This window comes from Delftia sp. CH05 (assembly GCF_009827015.1).
Lineage (GTDB): Bacteria > Pseudomonadota > Gammaproteobacteria > Burkholderiales > Burkholderiaceae_C > Comamonas > Comamonas tsuruhatensis.
In genome coordinates this window covers 118,654-140,556 of record NZ_WUMG01000013.1, presented here as the reverse complement: position 1 = coordinate 140,556, position 21,903 = coordinate 118,654, and the positions used below count along the sequence as shown (strand labels likewise).

Below are 21,903 nucleotides of genomic sequence, written 5' to 3'. Positions count from 1 at the left end.
TGGCCGGGGCCGTGGCGTGGATCAGTTTTCATGGATGCCGCCGGAACTGGTGGTGACATCGTTGGCACCGATGAGCTGGATGCTGTTGCCATTGACGGTGATGGTTCCGTCTGCCTTGAGCACAAGGCTGCTGCTGCCCACGGTGATGGCGACGCTTTGCGCGTCCATGGTGATGTTGGAGCCGCCGCCGCCACCACCCGAGCCGCTTTCGGACGGCGCAACCACATTGCTTGCGAGACCGCCGCCTGCGGAAGATCCGCCGCCACCGCCGCCCCCAACGGTCAGCGAATACGTGGTGCCGACCGTGGTTGTCTTGGTGCTGCCAACCGTGGTGGACTGGCTGCTGCCCACGCTGGTGGTCTGGGTGCTGCCGACGATGGTGGCCATGATGGCGCCCACGTTCAGGTTGTAGGCGACGCCGACGTTTTCCATGCGCCCCACGCCCACGTTCTGCATGTAGGCGATGCCGATGGTCTCGGTCTTCATCTTGCCCACCTTGATCGACCAGTTGTTGCCGATCTTGTCCTTCTCGTTGCGGCCTATGGTCTTGCTGCGGTTCTTGCCGATGGAGATGTTCTCGTCGATGCCAACGTCTTCATTGCGGTTGTCGCCGATGCTGATCTTCTCGTTGTGGTCCACACGCTCCGTGCGGTTGTTGTGCACGGTGATGGTCTCGTCGCGGTCCACGGTCTCGGTGCGGTCGCGGTGGATGACGTTGGTCTCGTCCCGGTCGATGGTCTTGCGCCGGTCGTTGCCCACCCATTTGTCCTCGTCGTTCTCGACCTCGGTGAGCTGGTCCTTCTGGGCATGCAGCCACAGCTGTTCTTGCCCGGCCTTGTCCTCGAAGCGGATGGCGTTGGCGTCGCCCTGGCCGTTCTTCATGCCCGCGCCTGGGGCGCCGCCCTTGCTCGACCGGGTCTTGATGCCCGATTGCGTGGCGTTGGCCGGCAGCGCCCAGGGCGGCATATTGGAGGCGTTGTAGACGCAGCCCATGACGATGGGGTGGTCAGGATCCCCGTTGAGGAAGTCCACGATGACTTCCATGCCGATGCGCGGGATGTGCACGGCGCCAAAGCCCGGCCCGGCCCAGCTGGTGGCCACGCGCATCCAGCAGCTGGAGTTCTCGTTCATGCCGCCGATGCGATCCCAGTGGAACTGCACCTTGACGCGGCCGTACTGGTCGCACCAGATCTCTTCGCCTGCGGGGCCCACGACGACGGCGGTCTGCGGGCCCGTGGTACGTGGTTTGGCGGTGATGCGCTGGGGCTTGAAGGGAAGGCTGGTGGGCTGGGCCTGGAGCACGAATTTCTGCACCGAGCCTTCGCCGCTGCCGCCGTCGCTGACGCGCGGGTTCTCCTCGAAGGCATAGTCGACCGCCGTGACCAGGTAGGTCTGGTTCTGGTCGCCGCGCGGATAGTTGTCCAGCGTGAAGGTGTAGCCCGGCGCCATGGCGCGGTGGTTGGAGCGGCCCTGCACCGTGCTCTGGCGCGTGAGGCTTTGCTGCAGGCGCACGCGGATGTAGTCCTCGCCGTCGCCGGTCTCGGTGTAGCCGCCCGGCCATTCGTAGATCTCGTAGGCGTCGTGCGCGTGGCCGGGCGGGTTGCGGCGCATGTTGGACAGCTCGGCGCGGGGCTTCTTGAAGTCGTAGTCGTCGTTGTAGTGCCGGCCGGGCTTGACGCGCTGGTGCAGTTCCCAGGCGTGTATGCATTCCTCGCGCGCCACGGCGGCCTTGCCCGGCGGGTGGAAGGGGATGACGGCGCCGCCCTGCAGCGGGTCGTGCGAGGCGATGACATCGTCGCCCAATGTCAGCACATGCTGGCCCGCGCTGTGCTGGTGGTAGTAGCAGATGCCCTCGTGCTCCATGAGGCGCGAGACGAACTGGAAGTCCGTCTCGTTGTACTGCACGCAGTACTCCCAGGTGCGGTAGGAGCGCGTCAGGCGCTGCTGCATGGGGTGGCCGTAGATGCCCAGGACCTCGTTGATGATGTCCGGCACCGTCTTGTTCTGGAAGATGCGGAAGTCGCTGCGGCGCGTGGCCAGCCACAGCCAGGGCGACAGGCGTGCGCGGTACAGGAAGTTGCGGTGCTCGTCCTGGCCGCGCATGCCAAAGGCAGTGACCAGGCCGTCGATGTAGCGCTTGCCGCCGTCCTGGGTCTCCACCACCACGGTGGCGCCCTTGCCCAGCAGGGCCTTGGGGTCGATGCTGTCGTCCTCGCTGAGCAGGTCGATCTCCAGGGCGAACAGATGGCTGATTTCCTCGCGACCCTGCAGCCGGCGCAGCTGCAGCTGGTCTGCCAGGGGGGTGTTGATGGTGACTCTGCGTGTCATGGTGTCGGATCTCGCGGTGCTTGGGGTGGAAGAGGGGTCGGGGCTTCAGGCCTGGATGGCAGGGCCTGGGTGCGCCGGTCGATGAAGGGCTTGCATGGGGTGGCTGGAAGGTCCTTTGCTGCTATCGGGCTGCGTACACCAGTCCCGGACGGGCGCCGTCGGCGTCATCCTGGGCGCCATCCATGACAGGGGCGCTGTCGAAGGACTGGCCCAGCGCAACGAACTGGTAGTTGCCGCGCCGGTCGGTGAAAACCGCCAGGCCGCCCGGCGTCAGGGCTACGTTGAACCAGTCGTTGTCGGTTCTGGGCTGGTCCGGGTCCAGCGAGCCTGGCCGGCTCCGGGCCAGCACGCTGCCGGCCAGGCTCGCCTGGTTCAACGCCCGGGGCTGCCGGCCATCCGCGCCATACAGCCGCAGCTCCCCGGTGGCTTCGACCTTGCGCAGGCCCTTGCCCAGAGGGACGGAGCGCTTCAGGCCGGCCAGCACGAACCGGCCGCCCGGCGCCAGGTGCAGGTCGGGCGGGATGTCGTTGCCACCGCTGCGGAACTCGGCCAGGTGCACGATGCGCGCCTCTGCGCCCAGCGCCAGTGCTGCGCCCATGCCACGCTGGCTGGGCAGGGCGTGGGTCAACAGCACATTGCCTGCCGACCATGCCTGGGCGCGGGTCCAGGCCATTGCATCCGCTGCTGTCCAGGCCCGGGCCTGCGCGGCCATGGCGGCGGCCGGGTCCTTGTCCTGGGGCTGCACGGCCAGGGTTCCGTCAGCGGCGCGGGCCAGGCGGGGCAATGCATCGAAGCTGCCCAGATTGCGCGCTTGCTGCAGCGTCCAGCCCGGCAGGGCGAAGGTCAGCAACTGGTAGGGCTTGCGGCCGTCCGCATCGGGGTCCAGCCGGCTGCTGGCGACGATGCTCACCAATCCGTCACTGCTTCCCTGTGCATCCGGCGTGACGACAGGCCGGGCAAGGCAGCGGCCAGGTCGAACTCCTGGCCGTGGCAGCGCCGCAATGGCCGCAGGCTTGCCGCTGCGCTCTGATAGTTGAAAACTGCCTGTCTTGGTTTGCTGGACCAGGTCCAGCCTGTCAACGGTGCCGTTGCAGTACACGGCGTAGAGATAGCGGTGGGGGTTCTGGATGGGTGCTGTGGGGGCCGCTGTCTCAGCCATGCCCAGGCCAGGGCACAGCAGCGTCAATCCGATGGCGCTGGCGGTGGCGCTTCGGTGCATGGAAAGGGATTGCTTATTGCGCTGCATAGACCAGACCAGGCAGCCGGCTGTCGTAGTCGTCGGCGTCCAGGCCCACGACGGGGTCCAGGCCGAAGACATGTCCCAGTTCGACGAAGTGGTAGTTGCCCAGTGGATCGGCGAACACGGCCAGTCCATCCGGGGTGAGCGCGATGTTGAGCCAGTGGCCGGCCGTGCGCGGTGTGTCGCGGTCCATGTCTTCCTTGGGCATCAAGACCATGGAGGGCCCAGCGACGCGGGCATCGTTCAGCATGGCCAGCTGGCGGCCTTGTGCGTCGTACAGACGCATCTCGCCGGTGGCGACCAACTGCTGCAGGCCCCGTTCCACGGGTACGAGCTTGTTCAGGGTCAGCAGCACGTAGCGGCCGCCTGGCGCAAGGCGCCATCCAGGGGCCAGGCTTTGGCCGGGCAGCGCCTGCAACGGCACCGTGAGTGCGCGCTCGCGGTCCGACAGCGCAAAGCCCAAGCCGTCTGCTCCCGGGAGGCGGTAGCTCAGCAGCACGCGGCCTGCCGACGTTTCCTCCGCCCGGAGATCCTCCAGGGATTCGCCACCGGCGTATGCCCTGGCCTGCTGTGTCAACTGCGTGCGCAGGTCGCCATCCGGCTTGTGGACAGCGACAAGGGAGCCGTCTGTGGCCCGCCGCATGTGCGGCCGGCCGTTCTCGAAGCGGCCCAGGTCACGGGTTCCGAGCAAGGTCCAGCCGGGCAGGGAAAACGTCAGCAACCGATAGGACTGTCGGCCATCGGCAGCGACGCCCGTGCCGTCGCCTGCCACCAGATTCACCAGGCCTGCGGCCTGATCCTGCATGTCGCCCGTAGCTGCGGGGCGAATCTGGCAGCTGTCGGCGAAGGAGGTGCTTGCGCTTTGCACTGGCACCGCGGGTGGTTCGCCACTTCGCTCGGAGAGCTGAAAACTGCCTGTCTTGGTCTGGCTTTTCAGATCGAGTCGATCCACTCGGCCATTGCAGTACACGGCATACAGATAGCGATACTGGCTGCGGTCTGTGGGGTCGAGTGCCTTGGCCGTTGCTGCCGTAGCGAGTGTGGCCGAAGGATGTGCAGCGGCCCGCATCTGGTCGGCGCTGGAAGAGCAGCCCACGGCCATCGCTATGGCAGCCATGGCTGCGGAAGCCTTCATGAGGTGAATGACGATAGAACGGGCGGGCATGGCTAAAAGTCCTCCCTGCCCAGCACGTTTTCTACATAGTTGGGATCGCCCTTGGTGCCGCGCTCTGAAACCGGAACCTGCTCCCATTCAGCCAATCCCAGTGTTCCAGCGGGGTTGATCGTGACAAACAGCTGACCGTCCTGCTGGCGCACGCGGTACTCGTGGAGGCCATTGGCATAGCCGTTGAAGCCGCGCAATGTGTCGCGTTCCAACTGCTCGGCCGTGTAGTCCGGCAGTTCCACGGGAATGGCTGGCAACCCCTGCCTTGCCCGTGCCTGGTTCCACGCAGCCACAAGGTTGCTGAATTGCTGGCTTTTGCGCACGGTGCGCGGGTAGTTGCGGGCGAAGCGCTCCTTTTCCTGATAAAGCGTCCAGCCGCCGCGCACATTCTCTTTCCAGCTCCAGGTCTGGTCTGCGGTAGGCGGTGGCGTTGTGAGTTGGCAAAGGCCCACACCGCCTTTGCCGTCACTGCTGTACTTGGGCCAGTGGCCGGGCGGTGACAGGAACTGATGTAGTGAACTTTCCTGCCGCATCTTCTTGCGGAACACGACTCTGTCCGCGCCGATGCCGTTGGCGAAGGCTCGAATGGCCGTGCTCGATGGGTTTTGGCCCACGATGAGCCAGCTGACGCTGGCACGGCGCTCCAAGCCTCCAGCACGCAAGATGACTTGTACGGTGAGGCTGCCACCTCGTACTTCGGTGAAGGGAATGCGCCAACTGGCGTTGGCACTGGTCTGCGACGCGATGGGACTGTGCTGGGTGCGCTGCTTGTTTCCGAACCGTGTCTTGCTGACATCGCTGCCGCCGTCGTAAATCAAAGTGGCCGACCATTCATAGATGGGCGTGGCTCCCGCAGGCAGTGCTTCGTTCTGCAAGACGGCAGTCACGGTAATGGTGGGCATTTGCGCATCGGCGGTGATGGCGAATTGAGATCCTGAGGGTTGGCTCGTAATGGCAAGCGGCATGGTCGAAGCTCTTTGGAATAGGGTGGATTGCGGGCCTAGCGCGATGTCTGCACAGCGCGGGCGCGTTCCAGATGGAGCACGGCGGCGTCCAGTAGCGGGTCGCCGCCGGCCTGGATAGAGGCGGTGAAGGCCGCGTCCACGGGCACGCGCAGGCGCGGGGTCACGCCTTGGGCCTGTGCGGCGGGGTTGTTGCCGCCAGCGGGGCCGGTTTCTGCGAGCAGGGGGACTTGCACGATGAAGCCGGCCGGCAGGTGCACGCGCGTGGCGGGGCCGGTGGCGCCAGCCGTGGCGCTGGTGGCGACGATGTCGGCACGTTGGCTGTGCTGCAGCCAGGCGGCGAACAGTTCGCAGGGGCCTGCGCAGCCCGGGCCGGTGAGCACGGCGATGGGGGCCGTGAAGGGCGTGCCCGAGGCGGCCAGCGGCAGCTGGGCCGGAAGGCCCAGGCCGCCACGGCTGCGCCAGACGCGGGCGGCGGGGTCGAACAGGCGCTGGGCGGCGTCCTGCATGCGCAGCGGCTTGTCGCGTGTGTAGAGCGAGGCCAGCATGTGGGGCAGCAGCTGGTAGGTGTCGTCGCCCCGGTGGGCGCGCAGGTCGATGACCAGGCCCGTGACCCTGGCCTGGGTGGCTGCGGCCAGGGCGCCCTCCCAGCGGCTGAGCTGGCCGGTGGCGCCGTCGGCAAAGCTGTCGAGGGCGATGTAGGCCAGGTTGCCGCCCTGGGCGCTGCGCAGCAGGAAGGAGGCGAGGGCGGGCTCGGCCGCAGGCAGGGCCGTGGTTGCGGCGGGGGCGGCGTCCAGGCGCAGGGTCTGTTCCTGGCTGGCCGGGGGCGCGCCGGCTGCGGTGCGCAGGCTCAGCGTGGCGGGCGTGCCCAGGTCCAGCGCCAGCAGGTCGGCGCGGCGGGCTTCGGCACCGGCGCGCAGCGAGGCGGGGGCAATGCGGTCCAGGTAGCGGGTGGGGCTTTCCCCTTCGATGGCGAGGATGTCGCTGCCGGGCTGCAGGCCCGCCTTGGCGGCGGCAGAGCCTGGCGCCACGCCGGTGATGGCGATGCGGCCGTCCTCGCGCAGCCAGGTGCGCGGCATGGGCAGGTTGACGCTGCCGCGTGCCAGCAGCTGCGGGGACAGGCCCCGGTCTGTGCGGGCAGGCCAGGCCTGGCCGCCGGGCAGCAGAACGCGGTACTGGCCATCGCCCAGGCGCTGCCCCATTTCTGCCAGGGCCTGGGCCTGTGCGGCGCTGTCGCCGCGCTCGGCGGCGGTCTGCAGGCGCTGGCCGTAGTCGGCACGCAGCTTGCCGGCATCAAAGCCGCTGGCAGCGGCCAGCGGGTGGCGCTCGGCAATGAGGCCGATGAGGGCCTGGGCCGCATCGCCCGCGCCCAGGCGGGACAGGTCGATGTCCTGCGCGGGCTGGACGGCATGGAAGGCCAGGGCGATTTCCCGGGCGCGGTCGAAGCGCAGGCCCTGCGGCTCCAGCGTGACCACGGTGTAGCCGCGCGGCAGGGTGACCATGGGGTCGTCGGCGGTGAACAGGCGTCCGTCGGCGCCAAAGCCGGAAGGGAAGCGCTGCGTGGCATCGCTGGCCCAGACCAGCAGCTTGCCGCCCGTGGGCTCCAGGATGTCGCCGCTTTGGCGCGGCCATTCGGTGCGCACCGAGCTGGCGCGCAGCATGGCGTGCTGCTCTATGGCGTCCAGGCTGCGCCGGCCCGCGCGCTGGGGCACGTCGGCATGGACGGACAGGGCGAAGATGCGCACGCCCCGGCCCCCGGGGCGGGCACGGCCGGTGGACAGGTCATAGGTCGTGCCGTCGGGGTCGCCGGGCAGTTCGATGGCCACGCCGGTGCTGTCGCCGCGCGGCAGGGCCAGCCATTGCGACTTGGCCGGCGCCACATGGGCGGCCTGGCGCTGCACGAGGTACGGCCCCTGGTCCATGAGCGCGACCACGGCCTGGCCGCGCCGGGCGCTGTCCGTCCAGGCGTCGCCCAGCACGGCCATGACGCGGCGTGGGCCGCCCTGGTCGTCCTGCACGGGGGCGGCGCCGGAGGGCGCCGACTGTGCCGCCTCGGGCTGGGCCTGGTTGCGGTCCCACCAGGCACGGGCCTCGCTGGCGGCGCCGGTGGCCGCGTTGGTGGCCGTGCTGGCCGCGCTGCGGCCGGCCTCCAGCGCCTGCTGGCCGGCTGTGGCGGCGCCCGAGGCCCGCTGCACGGTGTCGGCGGCCTGGCCGATGGCGCCCAGGTCCAGCGCCTGCGCAGCCGGGGCGGCCAGCAGAGCTGCTGCGATCACTGCCGTGGCGGCGCGTGGCAGGCGGTGCCTTCTCATGCCGGCTCCGCAGCGCGGGTGCGCACGTCCAGCGTGAAGTCGTCGCCGCTGGCGCCGGCATGCAGGCTTTGCAGTTCCTGGCCTTGCACGGTGGCCTGCAGGAAGTGGGTAGCCATGCGCGGCAGCAGGTTCTGGGTGAGGATGCCGTCCACCATGCGCGCGCCCGATTCGACCTCGCTGCAGCGGCGGCGCACCAGGTCCACGGCGGCTTCATCGAAGCTGAACTGCGCGCCGTGGCGTTCCTCGATGCGCCGCTGGATGCGCAGCATCTGCAGCCGGATGATCTGCTCCAGCATGGCGTCGGAGATGGGGTAGTAGGGCACCACCGTCAGGCGGCCCAGCAGCGCGGCAGGGAAGGTCTGCAGCAGCGGCTGGCGCACGGCCTGTGCCAGGCCTTCCGGCGTGGGAGCCAGGTCCGGGTCGCGGCACATGTTGGCGATCAGGTCCGAGCCCACGTTGGAGGTCAGGATGATGACGGTGTTCTTGAAGTCGATGTAGCGGCCCTCGCCGTCTTCCATCCAGCCTTTGTCGAAGACCTGGAAGAACATCTCGTGCACGTCGGAGTGGGCCTTTTCGATTTCATCGAGCAGGACCACGCTGTAGGGGCGGCGGCGCACGGCCTCGGTGAGCACGCCGCCTTCGCCGTAGCCCACGTAGCCGGGCGGCGCGCCCTTGAGGGTGGAGACGGTGTGCGCCTCCTGGAACTCGCTCATGTTGATGGTGATGAGGTTTTGCTCGCCGCCATACAGGGCTTCGGCCAGGGAGAGGGCGGTTTCCGTCTTGCCCACGCCCGAGGGGCCGGCTAGCAGGAAGACGCCGATGGGTTTGTTCGGATCGTCCAGCCGCGCGCGGGAGGTCTGGATGCGGCGCGTGATGGCCTCCAGGCCGTGGCGCTGGCCGATGACGCGCTTCTCCAGCGTGTCTGCCAGCGAGAGCACGGACTGCACCTCGTCACGCACCATGCGGCCCACGGGAATGCCGGTCCACTCGGCCACGACGGCTGCGACCACGCCGGCATCGACCACGGGCTGCAGCAGCGGGGAATCGCCCTGCAGCTCGGCGAGCTGGCGGCGCAGCGCTTCCAGCGAGGCCACGCTGGGGGGCTCGGCAGGTTTGGTTGAGGTGGCTTCGGCGGCCGTTTCCGGTGCCGCAGCGGACGGGTCTGCGGCGGCGCCGGTGGAGAAGACGGGCGGCTTCAGGCCCATGAGGGCGGCCTCGGTTTCCAGGATGCGGCGGGCCAGCGCGCTTTCCTGGCCAAAGCGTTCGGCCAGCGTGGCCTGGCGCTCGCGCAGGCCGGCCAGGTCGGTTTCCAGCGCCTGCAGGCGCTCGGCCGTGGGCAGGCCGAGGGCGGCCTCGCGCAGCAGCACTTCCTGCTCTACGCCCAGGGCCTCGATGCGGCGCTGCACGGCTTCCAGCTGGGCGGGCGTGGCATGCAGGGCCATGGCCACGCGCGAGCAGGCCGTGTCCAGCAGGCTGACGGCCTTGTCGGGCAGCTGGCGCGAGGGAATGTAGCGGTGCGACAGGCTGACGGCCGCGGCCACGGCGTCTGCGGCAATGCGCACCTGGTGGTGGTTTTCCAGCTTGGCGGCCACGCCGCGCAGCATGTCCACGGCGCGGGGCTCGTCGGGCTCGTGCACCTGCACCAGCTGGAAGCGGCGGGTCAGGGCCGGGTCTTTTTCGATGTATTTCTTGTACTCGGCCCAGGTGGTGGCGCCGATGGTGCGCAGCGTGCCGCGCGCCAGGGCGGGCTTGAGCAGGTTGGCGGCATCGCCGGTGCCGGCCTGGCCGCCCGCGCCCACCAGGGTGTGGACTTCGTCGATGAAGAGCACGATGGGCGTGGTGCTGGACTGCACGGCGTCCAGCAGGCCGCGCAGGCGGTTCTCGAACTCGCCCTTCATGCTGGCGCCGGCCTGCAGCAGGCCGACGTCCAGCACGCGCAGCTCCACGCCCTGCAGCGGCGGCGGCACATCGCCCTGGGCGATGCGCAGGGCCAGGCCTTCGACCACGGCGGTCTTGCCCACGCCGGCCTCGCCCACCAGGATGGGGTTGTTCTGGCGGCGGCGCAGCAGGATGTCCACCATCTGGCGCACTTCGTCATCGCGGCCCGTGACGGGGTCCAGTTCGCCCGCCTTGGCGCGGGCCGTCAGGTCCACCGTGTACTGCTGCAGCGCACCGCCCTGGCCGGGTGCGGCGCCCGTGGCCTGGCTCGCTTCGCCCGGCGTGCCTTCCAGCCCGCTGCCATCGGCCGCGCGCATGCGTGCCTCGGGCGAGTCGGGCAGCAGGCGGGCGAAGGCATCGCTGAGCGCGGGCTCGGAGATCTTGTCGAATTCGCGCGAGATGGAGCGCAGCTCATTGGCCAGCGAGCGCGTGCGCACCATGCCCGACAGCAGATAGGCGCTGCGGATCTGGCTGTCGTTGAACATCAGCGTGGCATAGACCCAGCCGCGCTCGATGGCGGTCTCTATGTGCTCGGAGAAGTCGCTGATCGAGGTGGCGCCGCGCGGCAGCTGGTCCAGGCGGCGCAGCACATCGGCGGCCAGGCGGTCGGAGGCGATGTCGAAGTGGCGCAGGATGCGGATCAGGTCGCAATCGTTTTCCTGCAGCAGCTGGTGCAGCCAGTGCACCAGCTCCACATAGGGATTGCCGCGCAGCTTGCAGAACACGGTGGCGCCTTCCAGCGACTTGAACAGCAGCGGGTTGAGCTTGCCGAAGAGGGATTGGCGGCTGATTTCTGTCATGGGTCTTGGGTGCGGAAAAAGAGTGGATGAATGGGGGCCGGGCATGCCGGCTAGCGGCGGGGGCGGACTTCGACCTTGTGGCCCTTGGCCTGGCACTGCGCCAGCAGCCGGTCGACCCAGGCGCGTTCGACGAGGAAGCTGCTGCCGGTGATTTCCTGCGCCGTTTCACGGACGCCAGTGGCCAGGCGGATGGATTTGTTGCGCGCCATGCCTTCGCCGTGCTCCTCGGCCTCCTGCGGCGTTGCATGTGCCGGGGCCAACAGCGAGCCCAGGCTGAGAATCTCGCCGCCGTCTTGCCAGATCATCCAGACGAAGGGGCTTGGATCTTCGGGCGGCGCGGAGCGCTGCTGGACAAAGCAAAAGTGCTGACGCCTTCCCGCCAAGGAGGTGTCTGCGTACTGCAGCTTGAGTCGAAGGTAGGCGCGCAGTACGGCAGGCGAAGGGATGCTGGCCTTGACGGGACGTGAGAAGTCGTCAGGAGGGAGACCCTGGGAGGCTGCTGGTGCAGGGCTGCCGTTGTCTGCCGCAGCATTGGCCTGAGCCAGGACTGTTGCGGGCAGGGCCAGCGCAGCCACCAGACAGGCCATCCGGCACATCCGGCTGGGCGGCAACCAGGATTGGTGGAGAAGCGGCATTCGGCTATCGGGCAGGAGCCACTTTGATGGTGCGGCCCTTGGCCTTGCACTGCGCCAGCAGCAGGTCCACCCAGGCACGCTCGACGAGGATGCTGCTGCCGGTCGTTTCCTGCGCCGTTTCACGAACGTCGGTCGCGAGGTGGATGGCCTTGGCTTCGGCCAAGGCATCTCCGTCCCATTGCGCTTCATCCGGCGATGGTTTGGCGGTGAAGCGGCGCTGCCCCAGATTGGCGATCTGGCCGCCTTCCAGCCAGACCATCCAGACCGATGAGCGCGCAGGGGTTACGGTGCGGTTGTGCTGCTGCACGAAGCAAAAGTGCTGCCTGCTCTGGGCTTTCTGGGTGTTGTTGGCTTCGTCCTTGGCTTGCAGATAGTTGCGAAGGGCCGCAACCGATGCCACGTAGTGAGAGGCCGGGCGCGAGAAGTCGGCGGCCGCGGCGTGTTTTGGTGCGGCATCGGCTGTGTCTGCCGGTGCTGCAGCGCCAGCGTGCCAACTTGCGACTGCGAGGAGGGTCAGGCACGCTGCCCGTGCGAGACCGACCGAGACGCTGGCCGGCTTGGCAAGGGCAGGCATTGCGCAATGGCCGTGGTGGCTGGGGGAGCCCAGTCGCTGGAGGGCTTGTTGAAGTTCAGGCATGGGCTTCAGTCCTTCTTGCGCAAGCGGGTATGGGTGTAGAACGTGTTGCCGGACAGGGTCTTGTGTTCGCGGAATTCGGGGCCTGGCTGGGGGGCTTCAGTGGTTTTCCAACCGAAGAGCCCTGTGGATGTGGGGTCCGGGGGCACTGGCGCCTGGGCGATGTCGATGGCGGCCTGCACAAAATCCAGATAGGCCTTGCGCTGCGGGTGAAGGCCGTTGTTGGCGTTCTGGAGATACTTTTGAAGGTTTCCTGCCATTTCGGATGGCAGCGTGGGATACAGGTTGAACCCGTGGAACTGGACCGATCCACGGTCGTTTGCCATGACGATGTCTTTTTCGCTGGTGGCGCCACGTGCCATGAAATCCCCGGGATTCGGGCTCTTGAGGCGGTTTTCGATCACGCGCCGCATCCATTGCATGGAAGTCCGAATGTCTTCAATTCGCCAGCTTGAGCCACCGAGTGCGGGCGAGGTGTTCTCCGCCAGGAACAGCCTTGCCAGCATCCCCTCCGTCGTGCTCTCCGCAGGCAGCGAAATGCTTTTCTCCACCTGCACGGTGATGGCTGCGGGCATGACGCTGAGCCCGCTTCCCTGCACCGCCACGATGCTGAGCTTGGTGAGCCCGGGCTGCTGCGCCACGAAGTCGAATTGCCAGCTGTCGGCGCGGGCGTTGTGTACGGGGGGCTGGGCCGCAAGAATGCTGGGCGCATCGATCCTGGCACCCAGCTTGTAGGCCTTTGCGACGGCCTCGATCTTGACGCGCAGGCGGTTGCCTTCGACCAGCGTCAGCGTGGAAGGAACCGGTGCGTTGTGCGGGAACTTGATCTGTACGGTGGGCATGTGTGCGAGCAGGGAAGTGGTGATTCAGTGGTTCGGTGATTCAGTGGCTCGAGGACTGGGGCCGGGGCCGGGGCGCCGGCCCCGCACGGGCTGGCGGCGCTGGCGCAGCCAGGCTTCGGGGTCCAGGCGGAAGTCGCGCGCGTCCTGGGCGGGCTCGGCGTGGGTGAGCCAGGTGGTCCAGCCCAGCTGGGTGCTGCTGCCCAGCCGGGCGGCAGGCACTTCCTGGCGGCGCAGCACCAGCACATAGTCCCAGGCGTATTCGATGCCCAGGTAGTTGCGCACCCAGTCCACCAGGGTCTGGAACAGTGCGGCCTGGGGCAGCAGCTGCTGGTACTGCTCCAGGCCCAGCGGGCCGAGCACCAGGCGGAACTTGCTTTGCGCATCGGGTACGCGTGAGCCCACGACGGCATCCACGCCCAGGCGCGAGTTGCAGGGGCGGCTTTGCAGCCGGGTCTGCTGCCCGGGTTCCAGCTCCAGGTGGTGCAGGCAGTTCTCTTCCAGCCGCACGGGGATCTGGAAGTAGTGCGACAGGGCTTGGCACAGGCCTTCGGGATTGCGTGTCCAGCGGGTCAGGTGGCCGGCCATGAAGCGCTTGGCGTGGTCGGGCACGTCGTCGCGTGCGCGCTGGCTGGGCAGGCCGGTGCCGATGAAGCTGTCTATGTAGCGGCCGAAGGGGTCCTCGCCGGGGCGGTCCAGCGATGCCGTGGGCTGGGCGTCCGACCAGGCGCGGAACAGCAGCAGCAGCATGCGGTGGTGAAAGATGTCGGAAAAACGCGCCAGCGTGGCGTCGTCATGCTGGCGCAGGCGCTCGCGCACGTATTCGGTGATGTGCGTGGGCAGCGGTCCGTTGGGGCCGTAGAGGCCGAAGTTCCAGACCGTCATGCGCTCGGGCTCGCCGGCGCGCGAGGGCAGGATCTCGGCGATGGTGGCGGGCGCGAAGGCCAGCGACGGGTCCTGGCCCAGGCGCAACGGTTCGTCCTTGGGGCGCGTGGCCTGGCCCAGGCGCGGCAGGCCGGGGTGGCGCGCCTGCAGGTAGCGCAGGCTGTGCATCAGGTCGAACTGGTAGGGCCTGGCGCTCAGGCGCTGCCAGAACAGGCGCGCCCGAGCGTCCTCGGACGCGTTCGCCTGCACGGTGGGCAGCTCCGGGTCCTGATCGGGCACCGGCTGGGCAAGGGGAGCGTGCGCGGCGTTGCTCATATGCCGGGCCGTTGTCCGGGGCGTGGCGCCCAGTGCGCGACGGGGCCGCGCTGGCGAGAGTGCAGCTGCAGCTCGGTGAAGCTGTTGACGCCCACGTGGCGGGCAAAGAACCGCTCCAGCATGTTGGCCAGGGGCCAGGGGCTGACACCGGCCATGGCCGGCTCGTCCACGCTCAGGTGCACGCCCACGCCGCGCCCGTAGACGAGCTGGCGGTGCTGGGGCAGGCGGCGCGTGATGGGTTCGATGCGCATGCCCTGGATGGCGGCGATCTGTCCGGCCAGTTGGTGGTTGCCCAGGTCCAGGTACAGGCGCAGCAGCTCCTGCAGCGTGGCCGCGCCTTCCTCGTCGGACAGGTCGGTCATGGCCAGGTAGTTCAGGCTCAGGTGGGAGATCAGCCGCCAGGTGAGGCCGCCATCGGCCACGGCCGGTATCGGGGCGCTGGGGCCGGCGATGACACGGGCCCAGTCCACCGGTGCCGACTCCTGAAGGGCAAAGTCGCCGCCCGGCTGGTTGACGCGCATGAGCAGGGGCAGGTCGCGATTGGTGCACAGGGTATGCATGGACAGCTGCTTGAGCTCGTCGGAGAACGGCGCCTCGCGCTGGTCCACCAGCGAGATGAAGACTTCCGAGCCCAGGTACTGCGTGCGCGGGCCGCTGCGCAGGCTGCGTTCGGAAAACAGCCGGGGCTCGCGCCGCGTGGTGAAGTAGGCCTGCTCGGTGGAGTGCAGGCCGTGAGTGGATGCGTACAGCGGCGCAAATTCACGGTCCTGCGTCTTGCCTTCGTGGTGCCCGGTGACGGCCTGCACGCCGTAGACCTCGAAGTCCAGCGGCCGCATGCGGTCGGCAACGACGTGGTATTCGTGCACGTTGGAGGCCACGTGCAGGCGGTCCGCCGTGTACTCGAACAGGTTGATGGCCGGAATGCAGTGCATCAGCAGCTTGGCCGCGTCGATCTGCGGCTCCAGCATGGGCGCGGCGCGGCGCAGCAGCAGCGTGATGCCCACGCCGTCGTGGGCAATGCGGCGCATGCTGCGCGACAGGCCGTTGATCGAGAAGAACCGCTGCCGCGCGGGAAACGCGAAGTACTCGTGCAGCAGCCGGTGGCCCTGGAAGGCGCGGTGCGAATAGGGAATCAGGGCCTGTTCGCTGTCATGGCCCTCGGCGCGCAGCGCATCGGGCGGGAGCACGTCCCAGACCTGGCGCGGGTCCTGCGGGTGGTGGACCACGATGGCCAGCGTCTGCGTGTGGATGAGCTCCTGCAGATGGGAAGCTACGACGTCGCCCGCATGGATGTACACCCACAGCTGGTCCAGCGCCACCTGCATGCACTGCGAGGCATCCAGCGTGGCCAGCTGCAGCCGCAGGTGGCCGCCGGCCTCGCCCAGCTGGGGCACCAGCGCATGGGGCAGGTCCAGCGCCGGGCCGCCCAGGCGGGCCTGGCGTATCTCCAGCGGCCACAGCGTCAGCGGCCCGCCGGTGCGGAAATCGCAGATGGTCTGCTCTTCCTGCACCTTGTGGGTGCGCAGCACGCTGCCCGAGGGCAGGGTGAATCCATCGACCAGGTTGCCTTCCTTGGCACTGGGCTTGAGCTGGACCACCACCATGGATGGCGTGGGCGCCAGGTAATGGGGGCAGACCATTTCCAGCATGCGCTGGGACAGGCGCGGGAACTCCGCGTCCATCTTCAGCTGGATGCGTGCGCTCAGAAAGCTGAAGCCCTCCAGCAGGCGCTCCACATAGGGGTCGGCCACATCGGTGTCGTGCAGCGACAGACGGCCCGCGACCTTGGGAAAGGCGGCAGCGAACTCGGCGCCCAGCTCGCGCAGATAGGCCAGTTCGCGGTTGTAGTACTCGACGAGGCGGGGATTCATGGTGTGTGTGGCGGCGTCCGGGCTCAGGCCCTGAGGTTTTGCAGCGAGACCTGGCCCGTCTCCAGGTCCAGGCTGGTCTTGAGCAGCAGCTCCAGCGGATAGGGCATGGACCAGAACTGGCAGCGGATCTCGAACTGCAGCGTGTTGTGGTGGTTGAGCTGCTCGGTGGAGGCCAGCAGCGTCACGGCCAGCGTCTTGGGCAGGATGCGCGGCTCGAAGGCCAGGATGCTTTCGCGGATGCTGCGTTCCACATGGCCCCAGTCCAGCTCGGACAGCAGCTGGCCGGCCAGCGGCGGCATGCCGTAGTTGATGACCGAGCGCTGCACATGCTCCAGCCCCTCCATCTCCACGTGGTCCCAGGCATCACGCGCATTGAGCAGCCAGCCCAGGTCGCGCAGCAGGGCCTCGCGCAGGCGGGATTCGTTCACGAAGACCGCATCGGGCCGCTCGGTGCGCAGATGGGGCTCATGGTCGGTCAGCCGGTCCAGCAGGGCGGGCTGCAGCCGGTCCTTGGCTGCGGTCGCCTGGTTCTGGCGTGTGCGCAGCGTGGGCATGGGGTTGAGGGGACTGGGGCGCATGCAGGGTCCTCAAGGGCCAGTGCGGCCCGAATCGGCCAGTGGGTTCTCGGGCTCCTTACCTTTCAGTGCAGGGTCCTTGCGACAGGCTGAGAGAGGCCGTGCACGTGCAGAGAAGATCTGCACGATCTGCTCTTTGCCATTGTCAGTGGACACCTTCAGGCAGGCGCAGCCATAACCGGCACTGCCATGACTTGTGCGCACCCAGTCACGGTCCGTGAAATGCGGCCATTCGCCGCGCGCCTGGTGGCCGCCCTGCTGGCCGATGGTCCATTCGGCCTGGCTGTCGGTCAGCGATGCATTGCCCGGGGTGGGGTTGTCGAACCAGCCACAGCGCATGGCATTGGACGGGCCGGGGCCGGCAGCTGATGCAAGCCATGGGCCCACGCACATTACGGCGGCCAGCAGAATGCGCGGGCAGCGAAGAGTGGCCGGGAACGGGGTGGCACTTGCTTTTGGCATTGTCTTGTCCTTCATGGCGTGGCGGTGGCTGCCGGTTTGAGGACGCGGGCCTCCAGGAGGATGGCCTGGAACTTGGTGGCGATGGCTGCGATGTCGGTGGCATGGTCGCTGCCGTTGACCATGCGCCGCGCACCGACGTAGTCCGTGGCACTGCCCAGGAAGAACTGACTGAAGCGTCGCCCGTTGGCAAAACCTTCCCCGGTGCGCATGCCATGTGACATGAGGGCGTAGGCCACCTCGGGTGTCTTGACCAGTTCGGGGTCCAGCAACAGGCCCATGCCTCGGCCCACGGCCACGCCAGCGGCTGCATAGTTGGACCACCAGGTGAGCTGGACGTAGCCGCGCCCGTAGAACGCCTGCTCGGCACCGTCGTCCGTTTCGTAGGCCTTGACGGCGGCGCCGCCATCCTTGGTGCCCATGACCGCCTTGGCTTGGCGGGGCGTCACGGAGCCATTGGGAGAGACGTAAAACTGGTCTCCATCCTGTTCGGTGATGCGTATCCTGCCGTCAGGCTGCATCTTGATCTTCACGGGCTCGTGATAGCGCCGCCCCTTGCCCTTACCCGCCTCGTTGACAGGCGCCATGGTCATCAGCCATTTGCGCTCGCGCACGACGATGGGGCGCTTGTGCTTGTCCAGAAGCGGCTGACCCTTCTTGTTGACTGCGATCCGTTCCACACTGGTCGGAGAGGTCGTCTCCCACATCACGGTAGCCAGCATGTAGGCCGCGTAGCGGATGTCGTTGATGCCGGGGTCCTTTTCGATCATGCCCAGCAGTTGGGCGGCGGCAGGAATGGCAGCGGCATCGAACCGCGCGTCCTTGCCGAACTGCTGCATGAATTCGCGCTGGAACACCGCGCGGTCGTAAGTGCCTGCGTATTGGAAGCTGGGTGTAGTCTTGTTGGTCATGCGTGTCGATATGGATAGGCAGTCATTGGGGCAGGCCAGATCAGCCGACGGTCTCCAGCGCCAGCTGGCGCACCTGCAGCATGGGAAAGTCCTCGGAGTCGGTGACCCAGGTGCGCTGGCCGTGGCCGGCGACGTGGCCTGCGGATTCGTCAGGATCGGAGGCATCTGTGTCCAGCGGGCTCCACTGCGTGCGGCGCGACATGCGGACGGCGTCGTCATCGCCGGGCGCCAGCGGATAGCGCGCAGGCATGAAGCCCTGCAGCGCGCCGCCCTCGCGCAGCGTGACCTCGCAGGGCAGCCAGATCAGGTCGCGCAGGTCCTGCACGGGCTCGAAGCCGATCTGTGCAATGGCGTCGAAGGGCAGCCAGTAGTAGCTGCCGTGGGCCAGCAGCTCGCACACGGGCCCCAGGCGGGTATCGCTGTCGGCCAGCCATTCGAAGCGGTGCTCGCCCATGTGGCCGGCCGTGGCGGGCGCTTCGTCCAGGGCGCGGGCGCGCAGGTCCTGGGCGGCCGCTCCTTCATGGGCCAGGGCGTCGATCAGGCAGGCCAGCCATTGCGCGGGCTCGCCCATGAGAAAGGGCTTTTTCTTGCCGGCGAAGACCTCGGCGCGCAGCACCTCGCAGCGGATGGCCTCGCGGTAGGCGCGCGCCATGGGCTCGCACGAAGGGTCGAGCTGCGCGCACAGCTGCAACTGCTCCAGCGCCTTTTGCCATTCGCCCAGCACGCACAGCAGCTGGAAGTAGTAGACGCGCAGGGGCGCCGAGGCCGGGGCCTGGCGGATCTGGTCCTTCAGGGCCTTGAGTTGCTCGTCCAGGGAAAGCTGTGAGGTGAAGCTGGGCAGGGGCATGGTGAAAACGCAGGAAAAAGAGAGGGGCGGGGTGCGGCTGCGCCCCGGTCAGTCGTCGTAGGAGCGGCAGCCCCAGCGCACGGCGTCGGGCGCCTCGCCGGCCACATGGCCGATGACGATGCGCGGTGGCGTCTCGTCCACGCCCTTTCTGAGCGGCATGGCGCGTGCGTACTGGGCGGGCAGTTCGCCGAAACCTTCCAGGTTCCAGCTGCTGCGCGCCTGCGGTCGGGCCTTGGTGCGCTGGACCAGCGCCTGCAGGCTGCCCGTGGCGCGCGCCGCGACAATGCTGCCGCTGCCGCCGCGCACGGTGATGGAGGACACCTGCGTGCCATCGATCTCCAGCGGCGTGGCAAACAGGTAGAGCAGGTCCAGGCTTTCGCCGGGCGCGCGGTCCACCACGGTCACGCCCTGCGCGCGCAGGCGCTGGGCGAGCGCTTCGTCGCGGCCATCGGGAAACTCGATGCGGCAATGCAGGGCGTCGGTGAACAGGGTGGTGATGTCCGCTGCCGTGGCAGGTGCGGCTTGCACCGTGGCGCAGGCCGTGCCGGTCAGCAGCAGGGTGAAGAAAGCTTTGGAACAGGCGTTCATGGCGTGGCTCAATGGGCGCATCAGGCGCATCAGGGATGGCGGTAGATCTTGAAAGCGGGCTTGTGGGTGCGGTAGCCGGGGCCTGCCCAGAAGCCGTTCTGCTTGAAGTCCGAGATCCAGACGCTTCCGTCGAACATCTGCATGTGGCCGGCGGGCGAGGAGGCGAAGCCCTGCATCACGGCCACATCGCCTTTCTTGTAGCCACCTTCGGGCATGGCGTCGTAGCGTGTGAAGCCGGCGGCCACCAGGCTGGTGCCGTAGTCCTTGGCATCGCGCGTGCGCTGCAGTGCGATGCCGCCAGCGCCGATCGCATCGCGCACATAGCGCGCGCAGTAGCCGGCAGAACTGGCGCGGGCATTGGTCTGCAGGGTGGCGACGGCGTTGTCTACATTCCAGGGCATGAAAAGCCTCTCTGAGTTGGGTCCTGGAGGGGAAAGCTTCTCCAGGCCTGTTTCTTGTTATGGGGCCTGGCCCTGGTGCGAGCGTGTCGGCACCAGGAGCCAGGTGGGCGGGCAGTCTTACTTCGCGCCCTGCTTCACGGAAGGCAGCTTGGACACCAGGCGCAGCGACACCGTCAGGCCTTCCAGCTGGTAGTGGGGGCGCAGGAAGAACTTGGAGGTGTAGTAGCCGGGGTTGCCCTCGACTTCCTGCACCTGCACCTCGGCGGCGGCCAGGGGCTTGCGGGCCTTGGTTTCCTGCGAGGAGTTGGCCGGGTCGCCGTCCACGTAGTTCATGATCCAGTCGTTGAGCCAGCGCTCCATGTCGGTGCGCTCGCGGAAGGAGCCGATCTTGTCGCGCACGATGCACTTGAGGTAGTGCGCGAAGCGGCAGCAGGCGAACATGTAGGGCAGGCGCGCCGACAGGTTGGCATTGGCCGTGGCGTCGGAGTCGTAGTACTCGGCGGGCTTGGCCAGCGACTGGGCGCCGATGAAGGCGGCCACGTCCGAGTTCTTGCGGTGCACCAGGGGCATGAAGCCGTTCTTGGCGAGCTCGGCCTCGCGGCGGTCGCTGATGGCGATTTCCGTGGGGCACTTCATGTCCACGCCACCATCGTCGGTGGGGAAGGTGTGGGCCGGCAGGTTGTCCACCGCGCCGCCCGATTCCACGCCGCGGATGGAGGTGCACCAGCCGTAGTACTTGAACGAGCGGTTGATGTTGACCGCCATGGCGTAGGCCGAGTTGGCCCAGCAGTACTTGCCGTGGTCGCCGCTGTCGGTTTCTTCCTCGAAATCGAATTCATCGACCGGGTTGGTGCGCGCGCCGTAGGGCAGGCGTGCCAGGAAGCGGGGCATGGCCAGGCCGATGTACTTGGCGTCGTCGGACTCGCGCAGGCTGCGCCACGCGGCGTACTCGGTGTTGGTGAAGATCTTGGTCAGGTCGCGCGGGTTGGCCAGCTCCTGCCAGGATTCCATCTGCATGATGGCGGGCGCCGCGCCCGAGATGAAGGGGCAGTGGGCCGCGGCGGCCACCTTGGCCATTTCACCGAGCAGCTCCACGTCCGGCGGGCTGTGGTCGAAGTGGTAGTCGCCCACCAGGCAGCCGAAGGGCTCGCCGCCGAACTGGCCGTACTCCTCTTCGTACACCTTTTTGAAGACGGGGCTCTGGTCCCAGCCCACGCCCTTGAAGCGGCGCATGTTGCGGTGCAGCTCCTTCTTGGAGATGTTCATGACGCGGATCTTGAGCATCTCGTCCACCTCGGTGTTGGTCACCAGGTGGTGCAGGCCGCGCCAGGCGCCTTCGAGCTTCTGGTAGTCGTCGTGGTGGATGATGCGGTTGATCTGCTCGGACAGCTTGCGGTCGATCTCGGCAATGATGGCCTGCACCGTCTGGTAGGCATCGTTGGACAGCGTGATCGCCGAGCCCAGGGCCTGCTGGGCCAGCGTCTGCACGGCCGCTTCCACGGCTTCGCGGGCCTGGTCGGTCTTGGGCTTGAATTCCTTTTGCAGCAGGCTGCCGAATTCGCTGCCGGCCAGCGCCTGGGTCGATTGTTCGAGTTGGGTTGCGGTATTCATGACGTGCTTGCCTTCCTGATGTGCTGCCTCAAGCCTCGGATGCAGGGCCCGAGGCCTGCGGGGCAGTGATATTGGGCGCGGCGGCCAGCGACTTGAGCAGCGCAGGGTCCTTGAGCACCTTGCCGATCAGCTCCTCGGCGCCCTGCTTGCCGTCCATGTAGGACAGCAGGTTGTGCAGCTGGGTGCGTGCCTCCAGCAGCGAGTTGAGCGCGCCCACGCGCCGCGCGATGGCGGCGGGGGAGAAGTCCTCCATGCTCTCGAAGCTCAGGTCGATGTTGAGCTTGCCCTCGCCCGTCAGCGTGTTGTCCACCTGGAAGGCGACGCGGGGCTTGATGGACTTCATGCGCGCATCGAAGTTGTCGATGTCGATTTCCAGGAACTTGCGGTCGGCGATCTCGGGCAGCGGATCGACGGGCTTGCCCGACAGATCGGCCAGCACGCCCATCACGAAGGGGATCTGCACCTTCTTTTCCGAACCGTAGATCTCGACGTCGTACTCGATCTGCACGCGCGGCGCACGGTTGCGCGCGATGAATTTCTGACCACTCTTGCCGGTTTTGGTGAGCGACATGCGGGTGTTCCTTTCAAGA

19 protein-coding genes are annotated in these 21,903 nt (G+C 67.7%); all 19 read right to left on the bottom strand.

The genetic code is table 11. The features are described from left to right. Positions 1–21: 21 nt before the first annotated feature. Positions 22–2,328 carry a type VI secretion system Vgr family protein gene (locus GRX31_RS13265; protein WP_160853106.1) on the bottom strand — a complete coding sequence of 769 codons (2,307 nt, stop codon included), beginning with the start codon at positions 2,326–2,328 and terminating at the stop codon, positions 22–24. Positions 2,329–2,449: 121 nt separating this feature from the next. Continuing rightward, positions 2,450–3,547 (bottom strand): hypothetical protein, encoded by a 1,098-nt coding sequence (locus GRX31_RS13260; RefSeq protein ID WP_160853104.1) that lies wholly within the window; start codon positions 3,545–3,547, stop codon positions 2,450–2,452. A 13-nt stretch (positions 3,548–3,560) separates the two neighbouring features. After that, complete coding sequence (locus GRX31_RS13255) at positions 3,561–4,733, bottom strand: hypothetical protein (protein ID WP_160853102.1); 1,173 nt, start codon at positions 4,731–4,733, stop codon at positions 3,561–3,563. 2 nt (positions 4,734–4,735) lie between these two features. After that, on the bottom strand, positions 4,736–5,698 hold the full coding sequence (locus tag GRX31_RS13250; RefSeq protein ID WP_043790643.1) for a hypothetical protein: 963 nt from the start codon (positions 5,696–5,698) through the stop codon (positions 4,736–4,738). 35 nt (positions 5,699–5,733) lie between these two features. After that, complete coding sequence (locus GRX31_RS13245) at positions 5,734–8,004, bottom strand: S41 family peptidase (protein WP_160853100.1); 2,271 nt, start codon at positions 8,002–8,004, stop codon at positions 5,734–5,736. Further along, on the bottom strand, positions 8,001–10,742 hold the full coding sequence (tssH, locus tag GRX31_RS13240) for a type VI secretion system ATPase TssH (RefSeq protein ID WP_160853098.1): 2,742 nt from the start codon (positions 10,740–10,742) through the stop codon (positions 8,001–8,003). The genes GRX31_RS13245 and tssH overlap by 4 nt, the downstream gene beginning before the upstream one ends. Before the next feature lie 50 nt (positions 10,743–10,792). Further along, positions 10,793–11,329 carry a hypothetical protein gene (locus GRX31_RS13235; protein ID WP_016446997.1) on the bottom strand — a complete coding sequence of 179 codons (537 nt, stop codon included), beginning with the start codon at positions 11,327–11,329 and terminating at the stop codon, positions 10,793–10,795. Positions 11,330–11,381: 52 nt separating this feature from the next. Next, positions 11,382–12,014 carry a hypothetical protein gene (locus tag GRX31_RS13230; RefSeq protein ID WP_043790644.1) on the bottom strand — a complete coding sequence of 211 codons (633 nt, stop codon included), beginning with the start codon at positions 12,012–12,014 and terminating at the stop codon, positions 11,382–11,384. A gap of 5 nt (positions 12,015–12,019) precedes the next feature. Next, entirely contained in the window at positions 12,020–12,853 is an 834-nt protein-coding gene (locus GRX31_RS13225) for a hypothetical protein (protein ID WP_017405318.1), read from the bottom strand. 24 nt (positions 12,854–12,877) lie between these two features. Continuing rightward, positions 12,878–14,050 (bottom strand): type VI secretion system baseplate subunit TssG, encoded by a 1,173-nt coding sequence (gene tssG, locus GRX31_RS13220; protein WP_126311373.1) that lies wholly within the window; start codon positions 14,048–14,050, stop codon positions 12,878–12,880. Then, a complete protein-coding gene (gene tssF / locus GRX31_RS13215) occupies positions 14,047–15,921 on the bottom strand; it encodes a type VI secretion system baseplate subunit TssF (protein ID WP_160853096.1) in 1,875 nt (624 codons plus the stop codon). The genes tssG and tssF overlap by 4 nt, the downstream gene beginning before the upstream one ends. A 23-nt stretch (positions 15,922–15,944) precedes the next feature. Beyond that, positions 15,945–16,499 carry a type VI secretion system baseplate subunit TssE gene (tssE, locus tag GRX31_RS13210; protein WP_016453373.1) on the bottom strand — a complete coding sequence of 185 codons (555 nt, stop codon included), beginning with the start codon at positions 16,497–16,499 and terminating at the stop codon, positions 15,945–15,947. A 9-nt stretch (positions 16,500–16,508) separates the two neighbouring features. Then, the gene (locus tag GRX31_RS13205) at positions 16,509–16,973 is read right to left on the bottom strand and encodes a DUF4087 domain-containing protein (RefSeq protein WP_224986301.1); all 465 of its coding nucleotides are present in this window, start codon (positions 16,971–16,973) and stop codon (positions 16,509–16,511) included. Beyond that, the gene (locus tag GRX31_RS13200) at positions 16,970–17,866 is read right to left on the bottom strand and encodes a glycoside hydrolase (protein WP_034393887.1); all 897 of its coding nucleotides are present in this window, start codon (positions 17,864–17,866) and stop codon (positions 16,970–16,972) included. Before GRX31_RS13200 ends, GRX31_RS13205 begins: the two co-directional genes overlap by 4 nt. 40 nt (positions 17,867–17,906) lie before the next feature. After that, on the bottom strand, positions 17,907–18,713 hold the full coding sequence (locus GRX31_RS13195) for a type VI secretion system accessory protein TagJ (protein WP_126311371.1): 807 nt from the start codon (positions 18,711–18,713) through the stop codon (positions 17,907–17,909). 48 nt (positions 18,714–18,761) lie between these two features. Next, the gene (locus GRX31_RS13190) at positions 18,762–19,301 is read right to left on the bottom strand and encodes a hypothetical protein (protein ID WP_237426674.1); all 540 of its coding nucleotides are present in this window, start codon (positions 19,299–19,301) and stop codon (positions 18,762–18,764) included. Between the two features lie 29 nt (positions 19,302–19,330). Continuing rightward, a complete protein-coding gene (locus GRX31_RS13185; RefSeq protein WP_043790648.1) occupies positions 19,331–19,702 on the bottom strand; it encodes a hypothetical protein in 372 nt (123 codons plus the stop codon). A gap of 117 nt (positions 19,703–19,819) precedes the next feature. Continuing rightward, entirely contained in the window at positions 19,820–21,313 is a 1,494-nt protein-coding gene (gene tssC, locus GRX31_RS13180) for a type VI secretion system contractile sheath large subunit (RefSeq protein ID WP_012205676.1), read from the bottom strand. A 28-nt stretch (positions 21,314–21,341) separates the two neighbouring features. Next, positions 21,342–21,884 (bottom strand): type VI secretion system contractile sheath small subunit, encoded by a 543-nt coding sequence (gene tssB / locus GRX31_RS13175; RefSeq protein ID WP_012205675.1) that lies wholly within the window; start codon positions 21,882–21,884, stop codon positions 21,342–21,344. Between the last annotated feature and the right edge of the window lie 19 nt (positions 21,885–21,903).